Origin of the sequence: Burkholderia catarinensis (assembly GCF_001883705.2) — a bacterium.
In the GTDB taxonomy this organism is placed as follows: domain Bacteria; phylum Pseudomonadota; class Gammaproteobacteria; order Burkholderiales; family Burkholderiaceae; genus Burkholderia; species Burkholderia catarinensis.
The window spans coordinates 20,258-35,647 of the sequence record NZ_MDEQ02000044.1 but is presented as its reverse complement, the minus strand read 5'-3'; the positions used below and the strand labels follow the sequence as shown (position 1 = coordinate 35,647).

The 15,390-nt window shown below is 63.8% G+C and carries 12 protein-coding genes and 5 pseudogenes; 9 read left to right on the top strand and 8 right to left on the bottom strand.

What is annotated here, in order from left to right; genetic code table 11:
- The 8 genes and pseudogenes from BFF94_RS38060 to BFF94_RS35685 form a co-directional block, all read left to right on the top strand.
- Window positions 1–183 (top strand): integrase core domain-containing protein (locus tag BFF94_RS38060; RefSeq protein WP_246637491.1); only part of this gene is annotated, 183 nt, incomplete at its 5' end.
- A 262-nt stretch (window positions 184–445) separates the two neighbouring features.
- Window positions 446–1,402: an AraC family transcriptional regulator gene (locus BFF94_RS35715; RefSeq protein WP_128841320.1), complete on the top strand. Its 957-nt coding sequence runs from the start codon at window positions 446–448 to the stop codon at window positions 1,400–1,402.
- 101 nt (window positions 1,403–1,503) lie between these two features.
- Complete coding sequence (locus BFF94_RS35710) at window positions 1,504–2,070, top strand: carboxymuconolactone decarboxylase family protein (RefSeq protein ID WP_128841319.1); 567 nt, start codon at window positions 1,504–1,506, stop codon at window positions 2,068–2,070.
- Window positions 2,043–3,152 carry an acyl-CoA dehydrogenase family protein gene (locus tag BFF94_RS35705; protein WP_128841318.1) on the top strand — a complete coding sequence of 370 codons (1,110 nt, stop codon included), beginning with the start codon at window positions 2,043–2,045 and terminating at the stop codon, window positions 3,150–3,152. The genes BFF94_RS35710 and BFF94_RS35705 overlap by 28 nt, the downstream gene beginning before the upstream one ends.
- Window positions 3,149–3,964: an ABC transporter ATP-binding protein gene (locus BFF94_RS35700; RefSeq protein WP_128841317.1), complete on the top strand. Its 816-nt coding sequence runs from the start codon at window positions 3,149–3,151 to the stop codon at window positions 3,962–3,964. The genes BFF94_RS35705 and BFF94_RS35700 overlap by 4 nt, the downstream gene beginning before the upstream one ends.
- Before the next feature lie 2 nt (window positions 3,965–3,966).
- A complete protein-coding gene (locus BFF94_RS35695) occupies window positions 3,967–5,157 on the top strand; it encodes an ABC transporter substrate-binding protein (protein WP_128841316.1) in 1,191 nt (396 codons plus the stop codon).
- Window positions 5,150–5,995 (top strand): ABC transporter permease, encoded by an 846-nt coding sequence (locus BFF94_RS35690; protein WP_372454369.1) that lies wholly within the window; start codon window positions 5,150–5,152, stop codon window positions 5,993–5,995. Before BFF94_RS35695 ends, BFF94_RS35690 begins: the two co-directional genes overlap by 8 nt.
- Window positions 5,996–6,184: 189 nt before the next feature.
- A pseudogene (locus BFF94_RS35685) lies at window positions 6,185–6,634 on the top strand (ISL3 family transposase); the annotation flags it as partial.
- Here BFF94_RS35685 and BFF94_RS35680 read toward each other — a convergent pair.
- The 7 genes and pseudogenes from BFF94_RS35680 to BFF94_RS35650 all read right to left on the bottom strand — a co-directional run.
- Window positions 6,583–7,160 (bottom strand): annotated as a pseudogene (locus BFF94_RS35680) (LLM class oxidoreductase). The pseudogenes BFF94_RS35685 and BFF94_RS35680 sit on opposite strands and share 52 nt — an antisense overlap.
- 90 nt (window positions 7,161–7,250) lie before the next feature.
- Window positions 7,251–8,048 (bottom strand): ABC transporter ATP-binding protein, encoded by a 798-nt coding sequence (locus BFF94_RS35675; RefSeq protein ID WP_128841315.1) that lies wholly within the window; start codon window positions 8,046–8,048, stop codon window positions 7,251–7,253.
- Window positions 8,049–8,050: 2 nt separating this feature from the next.
- On the bottom strand, window positions 8,051–9,415 hold the full coding sequence (locus BFF94_RS35670; RefSeq protein ID WP_128841314.1) for an ABC transporter substrate-binding protein: 1,365 nt from the start codon (window positions 9,413–9,415) through the stop codon (window positions 8,051–8,053).
- 58 nt (window positions 9,416–9,473) lie between these two features.
- Entirely contained in the window at window positions 9,474–10,514 is a 1,041-nt protein-coding gene (locus BFF94_RS35665) for a branched-chain amino acid ABC transporter permease (RefSeq protein ID WP_219140411.1), read from the bottom strand.
- Between the two features lie 22 nt (window positions 10,515–10,536).
- The gene (locus BFF94_RS35660) at window positions 10,537–11,418 is read right to left on the bottom strand and encodes a branched-chain amino acid ABC transporter permease (RefSeq protein ID WP_128841313.1); all 882 of its coding nucleotides are present in this window, start codon (window positions 11,416–11,418) and stop codon (window positions 10,537–10,539) included.
- 24 nt (window positions 11,419–11,442) lie between these two features.
- Window positions 11,443–12,222 carry an ABC transporter ATP-binding protein gene (locus BFF94_RS35655; RefSeq protein ID WP_128841312.1) on the bottom strand — a complete coding sequence of 260 codons (780 nt, stop codon included), beginning with the start codon at window positions 12,220–12,222 and terminating at the stop codon, window positions 11,443–11,445.
- A 63-nt stretch (window positions 12,223–12,285) separates the two neighbouring features.
- Window positions 12,286–13,332, bottom strand: a pseudogene (locus tag BFF94_RS35650) (SfnB family sulfur acquisition oxidoreductase); the annotation flags it as partial.
- Between the two features lie 292 nt (window positions 13,333–13,624).
- Here BFF94_RS35650 and BFF94_RS35645 point away from each other — a divergent pair.
- Window positions 13,625–14,142: pseudogene (locus BFF94_RS35645) on the top strand (acyl-CoA dehydrogenase family protein); the annotation flags it as partial.
- Window positions 14,143–14,406: 264 nt separating this feature from the next.
- Here BFF94_RS35645 and BFF94_RS35640 read toward each other — a convergent pair.
- Window positions 14,407–14,815: pseudogene (locus tag BFF94_RS35640) on the bottom strand (plasmid pRiA4b ORF-3 family protein); the annotation flags it as partial.
- Window positions 14,816–15,390: the final 575 nt, after the last annotated feature.

Here is a 15,390-nt window from a genome sequence, read left to right as displayed (position 1 = left end):
TGGTTCTTGTCATTGGCCGATGCGCAGAGCAAAATCGACGACTGGCGCACGTACTATAACGAGGTTCGTCCCCACTCCGCATTGCAGTGGATGACGCCCGCCGAATTCGCCCATCAGGCAAGGGAATCCGCCTTGCCTGACAACTCAACCAAGCCGGAAATCTCCACTTCCGACCGGGACTAATTCTGGTTCAGGGTCACAAGCCGGAAATCTCCACTTCCGACCGGGACTAATTCTGGTTCAGGGTCATGAGGCCACTCTCCAAGATTGAAATGGCCCGAAGAAATCAGGCAGGTCACGGCCACCTCTCGTTCCATCCAGGAATATCCTTTCCACCAGATCTTCTTTTGCTTTCCGCAAGCATCGGCTTACGATCGAGGCCCGACGTGGCTCGACTGCACGCCAGCCGGTCGTCGATATGCGTTGTATCTGCCTTCGATTCGCCATGACCGCTTCGACCGACAAGATTATCCATTGGCTGCTTTCGAGCCTTGAACCCGCGAGTTCGCTATTTCACGTCGGTCAGTACTGCGGCGATTGGCAGGCATCGACCAGTGGACGTGCGCGCGCGAGCTTTCACGTCGTTCTGCACGGCGCATGCTGGTTGCATTTCAATGATGGCCGTCCCAGCATATCCGTCTCCGGGGGCGATGCAGTATTCCTGCTGCGTGACGTCCCGCACAGGCTCTCCGCCGATCCGAACCACCCTGGAATAGGATCGACGGTCGAGCGCCGCGGCACGATGCAGCCACTTGACTATACGGTGCCGGAATCCGTCGGCTTGGCATGCGGCTTTGTCGACTTTCATGGCAAGACGAGTCAGTGGATCGTATCGATGTTCCCCGACCATCTGATCGTGCGCCGGGGCGACGCGGCGCATTTCGGGGTGCATGCACTGTTCGATCTGTTGCGTGATGAAGCGTCCGCTTCCGGCGACAGACCGTCTCCGCTGGTCGACCGTCTAGTGGAATTGCTGCTGTTCTACGCGGTTCGCGAGGCAGCCCGACACGATACGGTTGCGAGCGCGCTTGCATTGCTGATGAAGCGCACCGAGTTCGCATCGCTGATCGCCGCGATTATCGACGCCCCCAAGGACGCGTGGACGACCGAATCGATGGCGACATTCGTGAATATGTCGCGCGCAGCGTTCTACAAGCACTTCAGCGAATCGTGCGGACACCCGCCAGGTCAATTCGTGACACTGATGCGGATGAAGATCGCCGGTGAACTGCTCTCGCAAGGCTGGGCAATCCCGCGCGCCGCCGAATACGTCGGATACCAATCCGAATCGGCATTCGCGCACGCGTTCAAGCGAACGACCGGCGTTCAGCCGGGTGCGTGGCGTCGTACCCACGGAGGACGAGGTTTCCGGATCGACGCCGCGCCCGCCGCCGTGCACTAACGATTGCCCGCCGAGACGAACGCACAGCAAACGCAGACGTTCGCGCATTGCCCGGCTACGGCCGCGTAACGACAATGATCCTGTCATTACCGGAGAAACCCATGAGCCGATTTCCGCTTCACACCGTCGATAGTGCTCCTGCTGGAAGTGCGCCGTTGCTCGAGAAATCCTTGCAGGCCAATGGCTTCCTGCCGAACCTGGTCGCTTCGCTCGCGACTGCGCCGACCGCCCTCGAGACGTACCTGACCGTCGCGGCAATCAACGGCCGCGCCGGTCTCGATCTTGCAGAGCGGGAAGCCGTTCAGATTACGGCAGCCGCGATCCATGGATGCGGTTTCTGCGTCGCTGGCCACACTGCTGCGGCACTGAAGAAGGCCCGGCTCGCACCAGTAGTCGTGGATGCGCTGAGAGCGAACGCCCCGATTCCGGACGACCGGTTCGACGCCATCGCGACGTTCACGCGCGCCGTCATCGCGACGCGCGGCAATGTTGCGGACGATGCACTCGATGCGTTTCGCCGCGCAGGATTCTCGGACGCCAACGCGCTCGAGGTCGTGCTGGGCATCAGCCTCGCAACACTATGCAACTTTGCAAACAATCTCGCCCGCAACGAACTGAATCCCGAACTGGCCAGCTACAAATGGGAACCCTCCAAACAGGCCGCGTAACGACCCGCGGGCCCTCGGCCGAGCTCGACAAATGGCTCGACGACAATGCCAGCGAACTGGATACGGGTACCGCATTGAAGGCGGAGGTCGTTCCGAAGCTTGCGAGCGCGGGGTTGTTTCGCGTCGGCGTCCCTGTGACGCATGGAGGTGCCGGAGGACAAACAGCCGATGCCGTCGACGCGATCGCGTCGCTGGCTGAACGCTCACTGACAGCGGCGTTCGTACTGTGGGGACAACGTACGTTCGTCGAATATCTATTGCGGAGTCCGAACTCCGCGCTGCGTAAACGATTGCTCCCGGCCGTGCTTGACGGACGCATTGCTGGTGCGACCGGGCTGTCGAATGCAATGAAGCATCTGTCGGGGATCGAGACGCTGCAGGTCAAGGCGACGCCTGACGCCAGCGATGCCGCTTGCCGGCGGTTGAACGGGAAGCTCGCGTGGGTCACGAACCTTCGGCCTGAAGGTTTCGTGGTCGCAGCCGCGGTTGCACGCCGCGATGGCGACGGTGCATCGATCGTTGTGATCCCCCACAGTTCAGAGGGCTTAACCCGAAGCGCAGACCTGGAATTGATTGCGCTGCGTAGCAGCAATACGGCTGCGCTGACCATCGACCATGTCCACTCCGATCCATCCTGGGAGTTGCACCCCGACGCGGCCGTGTTTCTGCCCGAAGCCCGGCCGGCATTCCTCGTCCTGCAGTGCGGAATGTCGATCGGTCTCGCACGACGCAGTCTTGACGAGGCATCTCGGGCTTCCTCTCGAGCCGTGCTCGGCCCGGAGATTCAAGCGACTCGCGAAGCACTCAAACTGACGTACGGGGACATGCTCCGTGGCATCGGCGACGGGTCGTTTCGATCCAGTCCATCTAGCCTCTTCCGGATTCGCATCGCGCTTGCCGATTTGGTTCATCGGGCAGTACACCTCGAACTGCAAGCAAGCGGCGGGCGCGGATACCTGCGTGATGCGAACGTCGGATTCGATCGGCGCTGGCGTGAAGCCGCATTCATTCCGATCGTGACGCCAAGCCTGGTGCAACTCAAGACCGAGCTCGATCGGTGTTCCCGGAGCGAGGCGGCATGAGCGATCCGCTGGTCGAGATACGGGATATATGCGTCGGTTACCCTGGGCGCGAGACGCTCGTACTTGACGGCATTTCCGTCGACGTCGCCGCTGGCGAGGTCGTCGCGTTGCTCGGCCCGAGCGGGTCGGGCAAATCGAGTCTGCTACGCGTGCTGGCCGGTCTGGAGCGCCCGACACGCGGAGTCGTACGCGTAAATGGCAAGTCCATCGATGGCCCACATCCGTCCGTCGCCCTCGCATTTCAAGACCCGTGCCTGCTTCCGTGGCTGTCGGTCGCAGGAAACGTTGCGTTCGGGCTCGCATTCTCCCGCCAGGGGCATCTCTCGCGTGCGCAGCGACGCATACGTGTGGTCGAGACGCTGGCCGAAGTCGGGCTTGTCCATGCACACGCGTTGCGTCCGTCGCAGCTATCAGGCGGCATGGCCCAGCGCGTCGCGCTGGCGCGCTCGCTCGCCAGGCGGCCTCGGCTCCTGCTGCTCGACGAACCGTTTTCCGCACTTGACGAAGTCACGCGTGCCAACATGCAGCAATTGCTCGTTCGCGTCGTGCAGGAAACGCATACGGCAACGGTGCTCGTGACCCACGACATCGACGAAGCGCTGCTCGTCGCTCATCGCATCATGCTCATTGGCACGTCCGGCCGCCCAATCGATCATTGGCGAGTTAGTTCCCCGAGGCCGCGCGAGTTGCTCACAACAGAACTGAGTGGTCTGCGTCAGCAGATTCTCAGCTCGCTGCAACGTGCGATCAAGGACACGCCCATACCGTCGCTGATACATGCGACGGCCTCCGATTCCCTTACGCTGAATTGATCATGTGCCAACCTCCGCTATCCCGCCGTGAGTGGCTCAAGCTCGCTGCGCTCTTCACCGCCGCCGGCGCCGCGCCGTTAATCGCTAGCCAGCACGCGCGCGCGGCAAGCGAGCCGGATGCGCCTGTTCGCATCGGATATCTGCCAATTACCGACGCAACCCCACTTCTGGTCGCTCACAACAACGGCTATTTCGAAGCGGCGGGGATTGCCGCCGACAAGCCCGTGTTGCTGCGCAGTTGGGCCCAACTGGTCGAGTCGTTCCTGTCTGGTCAGGTCAACGTGGTCCACCTGCTGTCGCCAATGGCCATTTGGGCGCGCTACGGTAGCCGAGCCCAACTGAAAGTCATGGCATGGAACCATGTCAACGGCTCAGCGCTGACTGTTTCGGCCAATATCGGAAGTGTGGCCGACCTGGGTGGCAAGACAGTCGCCGTACCATTCTGGTATTCCATTCACAACGTCGTACTGCAAGACATGCTGCGGACCCAAGGGCTCACCCCGGTACTCAGGAAGGAGGGTTCGCTGGGTGCACGCGAAGTCAAACTGATCGTTATGGCTCCGGCCGACATGCCGCCCGCGCTGGCCTCGGGGCAGATAGCCGGCTTCATCGTTGCCGAACCGTTCAATGCGGCGGCGGAGCACCTGAAGATCGGGAAGATCCTGCGGTTTACCGGTGACGTCTGGCGCAATCATGCCTGCTGCGTAGTGGCGATGCACGAACGCGATTTGCGGGAGCGCGCGACCTGGACCCAAAAGGTTGTCGATGCGCTCGTGAAAGCCCAGTCATGGACCCGTGATCATCCCGACGAAGTCGCTGGTCTGCTGTCGAAGGCTGGCAAGAATCGCTACACTCCGCATAGCCCGGACATCCTGCGCACGGTGCTAGCCCCACCGCCTGATGCCACCGGCCGCTATCTTGGCGACCGTGCCATCGTTCATCCCGACTGGCACGGAAAGCGAATTGACTTCCAGCCCTATCCCTTTCCCGGTTATACGGAAGAATTGGTGCGGCGCCTTAAACAGACACACGTGGAAGGTGACGCGGCGTTCATTTCAGCGCTTGATCCGGCATTCGTCGCCCGAGACTTAGTGGATGAGCGGTTCGTCAGAAAAAGCATCGAACGCGCCGGCGGCATGTCAACCTTCGGACTACCCAATGGCTATACGCGCACGGAGCTGATTCGTGTCTAGCACCCCCATTGAACCAGCCGCAACGCGCCGCGACGGCCAATACGACCCGGAGCCGGCCAATTGGAGCAGCCTGCGCCGCGGGCTTGTACGGATCATACCCGGTGCTGTCGGCCTCACCGTGGTCATCACGCTCTGGTCGGTCGCACTGACGCTTGCCGCCGGTTCGGACGGCCTTGCCGCGCAGTTCTCGCCAGCACGAGCATTTGCTGCGCTGCCCACGCTCGTCGCGGAAGATCATCTCGCCATGCACATCGCGACGAGCTTGCGCCGGATTGCAAGCGGTCTCGCGATCGCCGTGCTGCTCGGCGTACCACTTGGCTTCGCGATCGGCCGGATCAGGATGATCGATGCAACGCTGTCGCCGGTGCTACAGTTCCTGCGTATGGTTTCCCCGCTTTCGTGGATGCCCATCGCCGTCATGTCGCTCGGTGTCGGCGAGCGCCCGGTCATCTTCCTGCTCGCATTCGCTGGGCTGTGGCCGATCCTGATGAGCACCGCGCATGGCGTCGCCCAGATCGACCGACGCTGGGTCCAGCTTGGCAAAAGCCTAGCGGCAACGCCCGTCGAGATGCTGCTGCACGTCTACCTGCCTGGCATCGCCAGTCATGTGCTCACCGGGCTGCGCCTTGCCATCGGTATCCTCTGGATCGTGCTCGTGCCTGCCGAGATGCTGGGAGTGAGTTCGGGGCTCGGCTATCTGGTGCTCGATACCCGCGACCGGCTCGCCTATTCCGAACTCACCGCGATCATTCTCGTGATTGGTGCGCTCGGCTACTTGCTTGACCAGGCCGCACGCCTGGCATGGAATCGCTTCGGCACGTCAAACACCGTGCAGTAACCCAGGCGTCGGTGTACCTCGACTCGAGCGCACACGGTTGACGACTCGATCGGATGCGGACGGCCTGACGTGGTCGAAAACACAAATCTCGTATCGCGAGCGGCGTTTCCTCGTCCATTCGGCCCGTTTCGGCTGCGTCGTACCGGCGATCCATCGAGCATTATTTGCTCACTCCCCGTTCGCGCTTACATGCATAGAAAGTTATTCGAAGCTGCATTGGGCGTGAGCGATCCGTGTTTGGTGAGCGGCGTCGATTCCGACGCGACCGCCAAACAGCTGACGATCCAGATCGACTTCCATGCCGGCAGCCGCTTCCCGCACCCGGAGGTGGCCGGCGCGCATCCCGTGCATGACACCGTCGTCAAGCGTTACCCGTACCGGCATCTGAACTTCTCCGAGCGCGACTGCTACCTCGAAGTCCGTACGCCGCGCATCAAGCCGCCCGACGGACGCGCCGCGCTTTTGTCGAGCCCGCTTGGGCTGGCAAGCTCAGCGGCTTCACACTGCTGTTCGAGGCGATGGTGCTCTCGCTCGCCCAGCAAATGACCTTTGCCGCCGTGGCACCGCGTGCACGCGATTTGCAAGCGCTATGTTGAACTGGCGCTCGCAGAAATCGCCGTGGCGCGAATATCGAACGCGCCACCAGTGAGCGTCCGGTCGCGCAACGTGACCGGCGTCTTGGCGAGCAACAACGGGAACACCAGCTCCGCAAATCGAATCGCCTCTTCCAGATGCGGGTAGCCGGACAACACGAAGCTGTCCACACCGAGGTCCGCAAACTCGCCGAGTCGCGCGGCCAACTCTTCTGCACTGCCGACGAGTGCCGTCCCCGCACCGCCGCGCACGAGGCCGATACCCGCCCACAGATTGGGGCCGACCAACAGCGTGTCACGGCTGCCGCCGTGCAGCGCCGCCATGCGCTTCTGCCCCACGGAATCAATGCTCGCGTAGTTCGCTGCGTGACCGGAATGAGGCTGGCCGCCGTCACCCAGGGATCGAGACAGGACGCGCCGGTAGGAATCAGCAGCCCGTCATAGCCGAGTTCGTCGGCCGTGGCCGCGATCCTGCGCATGTAGGCATTAGTTGCCTGACGGCCGAAATCCGATTTACCGAGATAGCGCGTATCGCCCGAAGTGGGCAGAAACCAGAAAATATCGAGACTCATGACGTATGCGTGAAAGGATCATCCATCGCACCCGTAGCATCCTGCGATGCCGGGTCTTGCAAAATCGGCCGCACGGCTGTCGAGGCCGCGTCATCCGGTAGTCATGGCCGCCATCCGTCGCGCGCGCGTCGCCGCATAATCCACCGGCGCAGCGCCGAGATAGGCATCCCGCAACGCATCCTGCTCCCGGAGCTCCGCCGCCGTGCCATGCGCGACGACCCGGCCGTTTTCCAGCACATAGCCGTAACTGGCAAAACGCAGTGCAATCGACGCATTCTGCTCGGCGAGCAGGAAACTCACGCCGTGGTCGCGATTGAGCGCCGCGACGATCTCGAAAATGTCCTCGACGACCTGCGGCGCCAGCCCCATCGACGGCTCGTCCAGCAACACGAGCGACGGGTGCGCCATCAGCGCGCGGCCGATCGCCACCATCTGCTGCTCGCCGCCCGACGTATAGCCGGCCAACGCGCGGCGCTTCTGCTTCAGGCGCGGAAAGATCGTGTAGATCCGTTCGAGATCCGCGTCGATCTCCGAGCGCTTCGGCCGCCGCGCGAAAGATCCGATCCGCAGGTTCTCCTCGACCGACAGGTGCCCGAAGCAGCGACGCCCTTCGAGTACCTGCACGATGCCGCGCTCGACTAGCGTCCACGGCGCCGCATGTGTGACGTCCTCGCCGCGATAGACGACGCGGCCGCCCGTCAACTCGCCGCGCTCGGCGCGCACCAGGCTCGAAAGCGCCTTCAGCGTGGTGGTCTTGCCCGCCCCGTTGCCGCCGAGCAGCGCCACGATCGCGCGCTCGGGCACCGTCAGCGACACGCCGCGCAACGCGGGAATGATCCCGCCGTAGGTCACGGCGATCTCGTCGGCCTGCAGGATCGGTTCGCTCATGCTCACGGCTCCTTGCTGCAATCGCGCGGCGTGATGCCCTTTTCCTTCGCATAGGCGAGCGCCGACTTCTCGATGATCGGGCGCAGCAGCGCACGGTCGGCCTGCACCCAGCCGCTGATCACGTTCCACTTGCGGCCGTCCCATTGCTGGAAGCGCACCGCGCCGCCGCCTTCGTGGTCCGAGCACGACAGCCTGAGCGGCTGCACGAGGCCGAGCGCGCCCAGTTGCCCGAGCCTGGCGTCGTCGAGGTTCAGATGCTCGAAGCCCCAGCGCACCTGTTCGCCCGTCAGCGGCTTGTTGCCGTACTTGCGCTGCGCGACGCGCACCGCCTCGACGTTCAGGATGCCGTTCACCACGCCGAGGTTGTAGTACACGGTGCCGAAGCGGGCGGGATCCTTCAGGTTGCCGTTACCCGGTTTGATCACGTACTGATTGATCGCCTGCAGCACCGGGTAACCGGCGCCCGACGGGTGCGTGGTAATCGAGACGAAGCCCTTCGCCGCATCGCCGGCCGGACGCACGTCCTCCTCCGAATTGCTCCAGATGTTGCCGATGACGTGATCGGCCGGATACCCGACCTTCTGCGCGCTCTTGAGCGCCACCGGGTTCATCACGCCCCAGCCGCGCAGGATCACCCAGTCGGGCCTGATCTGGTGGATCTTCAGCCACTGCGAGCCCTGCTCGTTGCCCGGGTGCGGTACCTCGATCTGGGTCACGTCGAACCCGTATTTCTTCGCCAGCAGGCCGACCACCGGAATCGTCTCGCGGCCGTACGGCGAGCCGTGATAGAGCACGACGATCTTCTTGCCCTTCAGGTTCGCCAGCCCGCCCGAGCGCTGCCCGATGTAGTTGACGATCGCCGAGACCTCGCTGTACGGGTTCAGCTGCAGCGGAAACACATACGGAAACACGGCCCCGTCGGTCGAGTCGGTGCGCCCGTGGTTGATCGTGACGAGCGGAATCCTGTCGGCCGTGGAACGTTCGATCGTCGCATACGCGATACCGACCGACAGCGGATTGGTCGACGCGGCCGGCGTGCCGTTGGGGCCGCTGTTCTTCAGGCGTTCGTAGCATTCGACGCCCTTCTCGACGACGTATTCGGTCTCGCACTCCTTCCATACCAGCTTGACGCCATTGACGCCGCCGTCGTGCGCGTTGATCAACTGCATGTAATCGATAAAGCCGCCAAAGAAGCCGCTGCCGCCTGCCGCATACGGGCCGACACGGTAGCTTTGCAGCGGGAAATATTCCGCGCCGGCCGCGCATGCCTGCGGCAGCGCCGCCGAGCCAAGCGACAGCGCCGCGGTGAAGGTGCCGGCCCATTTTCTCCATGCCGGGCTGATGAAGGGCCTTCGAACATTTATCATTTGATTAGCATTCCTTATTTATGTGATGAAAAACACGCCATTCCCCGTCGATACAGCTTCATTTCCTGCGCCGGAACCGCTCCCGCGCCACCTGGACAACGCGCACCAGCCCGTCCGGCTCCTTGATCAGGAACGCGATGACGAGGCTGCCGAACACGATCTTCTGCAGGTTCTGCAACTGGTCGCTGCCGATGCCGACGCGCGCGAGTTCGCCGCCCGCGTTCGACAGCAGGATCGGCAGCAGCACAATGAACGCGGCACCGAGAAAATTCCCGCCGATGCTGCCCATGCCGCCGATGATGATGATGAACAGGATCTGGAACGACAGGTTGAGGCTGAAGCCGTCCGGCTCGATCGTGCCGAGGTACGCGAAGGCCCACAGTGCGCCGGCGATGCCGAGCACGAAAGAACTGAGCGCGAACGCGAGCAGCTTGGTCCGGCCGACCGGGATGCCGATCACGCGCGCCGCCGTATCCATGTCGCGCACCGCCATCCAGCGTCGCCCCAGTTCGCTTCGCACCACGCTCGCCCCCAGCGCGAACAGCACGGTGGCCACGCCCAGCACCAGCAGATAGCGCGACGCCGGCCTATCGATGTGCCAGCCGCCGATCGCGAGCAGCGGCGCGCTCAGCACGCCGGACGTGTCGTCGTTCGAGAACCAGCTCACGCGGGTAAACAGCCAGACCACGAAAAACTGGGCGGCCAGCGTCGAGACGATCAGATAGAAACCCTTGATGCGCAGGCTGGGCAACCCGAACAGCACGCCGACCGCGGCGCTCGCGATTCCGCCGAGCAGCAGCGCCGCCGGCAACGGCAGCGCCGGCACGCGCACGAGCAGGTTATAGCTCGCGTACGCGCCGATCGACATGAATGCCGCCGAGCCCAGCGAAAGCTGTCCCGCGTAGCCGGTCAGGAAGTTCAGGCCGAGCCCAGCGATCGACAGGATCAGGAACGGCACGAGAATCGCGTTGAGCCAATAGTCGTTGGCCCACAGCGGCACGCCGACGAACGCGACGAGCGCCAGCACGCCCGGCGCGATCCACTGTTGCGGGTTCAGGCGACGCGACGCGGAAACGGAAGCGATGTTCGTCAAGTCCATGTGAATTCCTCCGGATCCGTTCCTAGACACGCTCGACGGCCGGCTCGCCGAACAGCCCGTACGGCCGCGCAAGCAGGAACAGCATCGCCAGCAGATACGGGAACCAGTTCTCGATGCCGTCGCCGATCACGCCGCCCGCGTAAACTTCGGCCAGCTTCTCGGTCGCGCCGACCAGCAGCCCGCCCGCGATGGCGCCACCGATCGACGAAAAGCCGCCGATGATCAGCACCGGCAGCGCCTTGAGCACGACCAGCGAAAGCGAGAACTGCACGCCGAGCCGCGCGCCCCACAGCAGGCCGGCGACAAGGCTCGTGAACCCGGCCAGCGCCCACACCACCGCCCAGATGTGCGGCAGGCGCACGCCGACCGCCAGCGCGGCCAGCGGATCGTCGGCCACCGCGCGCAGCGACAGGCCGAGCCGCGACCCTTTCGCGAACAGCGACAGACCGAGCACCAGCAAGCCGGCCGTCGCCGCCGCGAACAGGTCGAACTGGCTGACCATCACGCCGGCCAGATGCAGTGGCCGGTCGTCGATGCCGAGATCGAGGCCGTGGACCTGCGCGCCCCAGATCAGTTGCGCCGCGCCTTCGAGTATCAGGCTCAGCCCGAGCGTCGCCATGAACAGCACGATCGGTGGCCGGTTCACGAGCGGGCGCAGCACCAGCCGCCCCGTCAGGATCGCGATCACGACCAGCGCGACCAGCGTCGCGGCGAACGCGAGCCATCCGTTCCAGCCGCGCTCGACGAGACTCACGTAGGTCAGCGCGCCGAACAGCACGAGCGCGCCCTGCGCAAAGTTGAACACGCCGGATGCCTTGTAGATCAGCACGAAACCGATCGCGACCAGCGAATACATCACGCCCGCCAGCAATCCGCCGGCCAGCACCTCGATAAAGAATTCCATCTCGTTCCCCGTCGTCCGTACGCGTCAGTGACGCGTGCCCAGATAGGCGGCCAGCACGTCCGGATGCGTCCGCACCTCGTCGGGACTGCCGTCGGCGATCTTCCTGCCGTAGTCGAGCACCACCACGTGATCGGACACGCCCATCACCACGCCGATGTCGTGCTCGATCAGCACCACGGTCACGCCGAAGTGCGCATTGGCGTCGATGACGTATTCGGCCATCGCGTGCTTTTCATCGGCGTTCATTCCCGCCATCGGCTCGTCGAGCAACAGCAGCCGCGGCGCGGCCGCAAGCGCGCGCGCCAGTTCGACGCGCTTTTGCAGCCCGTACGACAGCGTGCCGACCACGGCGTCGCGATGGCCGTGCAGGTCGAGCTTCTCGATCACGCGCTCCGCATGCCGGCGCTGCTCGGCTTCGTCGCGGCGGGCGCGGCCGACATGCAGCGTCTGTTCCAGCCAGGTGCTGCGCCGATGCAGGTTGCGGCCCGTGAGCACGTTGTCGAACACGCTCATCCGGCGAAACAGCGCGAGGTTCTGGAACGTGCGCGCGATGCCGCGGTGCGCGGCGCGATACGGGTCCATGCGCCGGTACGAGTGCCCGTCGAAGCGGACTGTGCCTTGCTGCGGCTGATAGACGCCGTTGATCACGTTGAGCAGCGAACTCTTGCCCGCCCCGTTGGGGCCGATCAGCGCGCAGATCTCGCCCGTCGCCACCTCGAAGCTGATGTCGGTGACGGCCTTCATGCCCTTGAACGACAGCGAGATGCGATCGAGCGCGAGCAGCGGCGGTGCGGTTTGCGTCATGCGCCACGCTCCCGTTCAGGCCGCGACCGGCTGCTGGCGGCTTTCGAGCTCGCGCACGAGCGGCAACACCTTCGCCTCGCCCACCGCCACCGACGCGCGCGCAACATCGTCCTCGGTCCCGTCGCCGCGTGCCGCGATGGCGTCGAGCATACGTGCCGCGCGTTCGAGCAGCGCTTCGGCCGCATGCAGCTGGATATGCAGATGGCCGATCTCGCGAATCGTCAGCGGATCGTCGGCCGCCCGCTCGACGCCGCTGTCAACCCACGGCCGCGTGCGCGTGCGCGTGCGCACGAACGCCAGCGTATCGTCGAGCGCGGCCTTCGCAATTCCCGCGTCGATCGCGGCCTGGAGGATCTGCGACAGCGGCCCGTTGAGCGTCGGCAAATCCGACATGCGCTGCGCCGGCAGCACGTGCGACGCGCTCACGCGCACGTTGTCGAGCACCACGGTGCCGCTAGCGGTGGTCCGCTGCCCGAAGCCCGACCAGTCGTCGATCACCCTCAGCCCCGGCGTTGGCTGGGGAATGTAGGCGAGCCAGGCCTGACGCTCGTCGTCGAGGCCCAGCACCGGCACGTAGTGCGCGAACAGCGCGCCGGTCGAATAGAACTTCGTGCCGTCGACGACATAATCGTCGCCGTCGCGGCGCACGCGCGTCTTCAGGTCGAGCACGTGCTTCGTGCCTTTCTCCGAGAAGCCGTTGCCGAACCGCTTGCCGCTCAGCACCTCCGCGAAGAAATGGCGCTTCTGCGCGTCGGTACCGGTCAGCGCGATCACGTCGACCAGCCCGAAATGATTCTGCGGCAACTGCCCGAGCGACGGATCGGCGGCCGACACGATCTTGAACACTTCCGTCAGCGTCACATACGACACGCCCGCACCGCCATAGGCCTTCGGCACCGTGATCGCCCACAGTCCCGACTGCGAGACCCATTCGATCTCGTTGCGCGGCAGCCGGCGCTCCCGGTCACGCTCGGCGGCACCCTCCGCGAGCCATTGCGCAAGCGCATGCACGGCCGCGATGGCCAGCGCGTCATCATCGGCGATCACGTGCGCCGCTTGCGGTTGCGTATCGGCCTGCCGTTCCTGGATCTTGGCGCTCGTCTCTGACATAGGGCTCTCCTGCTGACGGATGGAAACAATCAATTTAGCAGCGCGCCGCGCGCCGGCAAACCGAGCGATTCGCACAACGATATTCCTTCGCATAACAAACGATGTGGCACGCCGACCGCAACAAACCGTGCATCAGCAACGATATCGACGCCTCGGCATCGATGCCACGCCGCCTCGCCCACGTAATGCCCGGTGGCGATAACGATGTACGAATCCGTTATTGGATCGTCCGCAGCGTGCTTCCTATACTGGCTCGCCGGCATCGACGGCCCTGTCTTTTAAGGATCACCGCATGACTTCGTCTCCCGCAGCAACCGAACTTTCCACCGGCGCCGACTACGACGCACTCGCGAGCCGCTTCAGGCCGATCTTCGAGCGCATCGCGGCCGGCACCGCCGAGCGCGACCGTCGCCGCGATACGGCTGCCGGTGCGCGATGGCGGCGACGGTGCGTCGCTGCCGCGACTGTTCCAGTTGCTGACCGAGCTCGCCACGGCCGACTCCAATCTGCCGCAGGCGCTGCGCGGCCACTTCGCGTTCGTCGAGGACTGGCTGAACGCGCCGCCCGGGCTGCAGCGCAGCGCGTGGTTCGACCGCTTCGCGAGCGGCCAGCTGGTCGGCAACGCGTGGTCAGAGGCCGGCGACGTGCCGCTCGGCCAGACCACCACGAAGGTCTCGGAGCAAGACGGCCGGCTCGTGTTGAACGGCCGCAAGTTCTACAGCACCGGCAGCCTGTTCGCCGACTGGATCGACGTATTCGCGCAACGCGCACGACGGCAGCGACGTGATCGTCGCCGTCGCCACGGCACAGAGGTAGAGGGTCGACCGGGATTCGTGAAATTTTCGCCAAAATGACCTTAATTCGATGATTTTAAATGGAAATTTCAAATTCCGACCAAAGCCGTGGGGCACGAAGTTTTTCAGATCCGTGTGTGCACGGTCGTAGCCCGAGTCGAGGAGACTTCAGTGCCGTCGCGGAGCTTGATCGGGTTCTACGCAGGAACCCCAGAAAATTCCGTCGTTCCGCATTGTGAACATCAATCGTAAGCGTGGAGCCGAGTCTTGACAGCGTGAGTTACCGGTTTCCCCAACGATTGGATGCCATGCGCAGCAGCGTGGCATTGGCAGCGCGCAGATCGAACAGTTCGGCCTCGAAGCCGGGGCCGACCCAGTTTCGGTAATGTTCAGCCTCTTCGCTATTCGGATCGTTGGATAGCGTGCTCAAGAACGCGTCGTAGCCAGGCGGGCCGCCCACATCTTCCGGCGGGCACGCGCGAGCACCGTCGATGACCTGGGCCGCACCACGGTTCGCTCCCAATGGTCTCTACTTTCTCAACGACGACGGCGTGATCCCAGCCATCTCCGAAGTCGTATCGATAGAGGAAGCGCGAGCCAGGTTTCAAGATCTTCTGCAGTCGAACTTTCCGGTCATCGGCACTCGTGTCCGGGTCGGCAAATTCCAGCACGTCGTCTACCTCTGACATAGGGGTAATCGTACCTTTCGTGCAGTATCTGGCGGTTTGGTTCGAAAAAGCTTTGTCAATCAATGGGTTGTGCGCCTTCGCATTCGCGGAAAACGTTAAAGCCGCGGAGCCTTGCCGCAAGCGGCTCTACCGTGGATATCGCCATTTTTCGCACGAAAGGTACGATTACCCCGGTTCGCGGTAGCCGGCGGCCGCCACGATTCCGTGCGAGGCGGCGCACCGGAACGCGACAAGGTAGCAATCGACGTGCCGCGCCTCGCGCCGGTCGCCCGATCAGCGCACAAGCCGGACACCGGCGCCATATTTACAACCGGGCTGTAATGCAAGGGCCGTTGTGCTTGCCGATTCCGTTCGCGCCCGCCGCGACCGCCCATGCGTTCGATGTGCCCGCAACCAGCATGCAATTCACCGAAATGCGCCACGTGGAACGCTCATGCAGCCGAAATCTCGTCAAGCCCGCGATGCTTTGGAACGTCAACCGAACCAGCCGGCGAACCTCCGCACGCAAAGCCCCATGTCGACCTCAGTACGCCGATGACTACGCCAGGCACGAAATGGATTTCCGCAACGAAGCC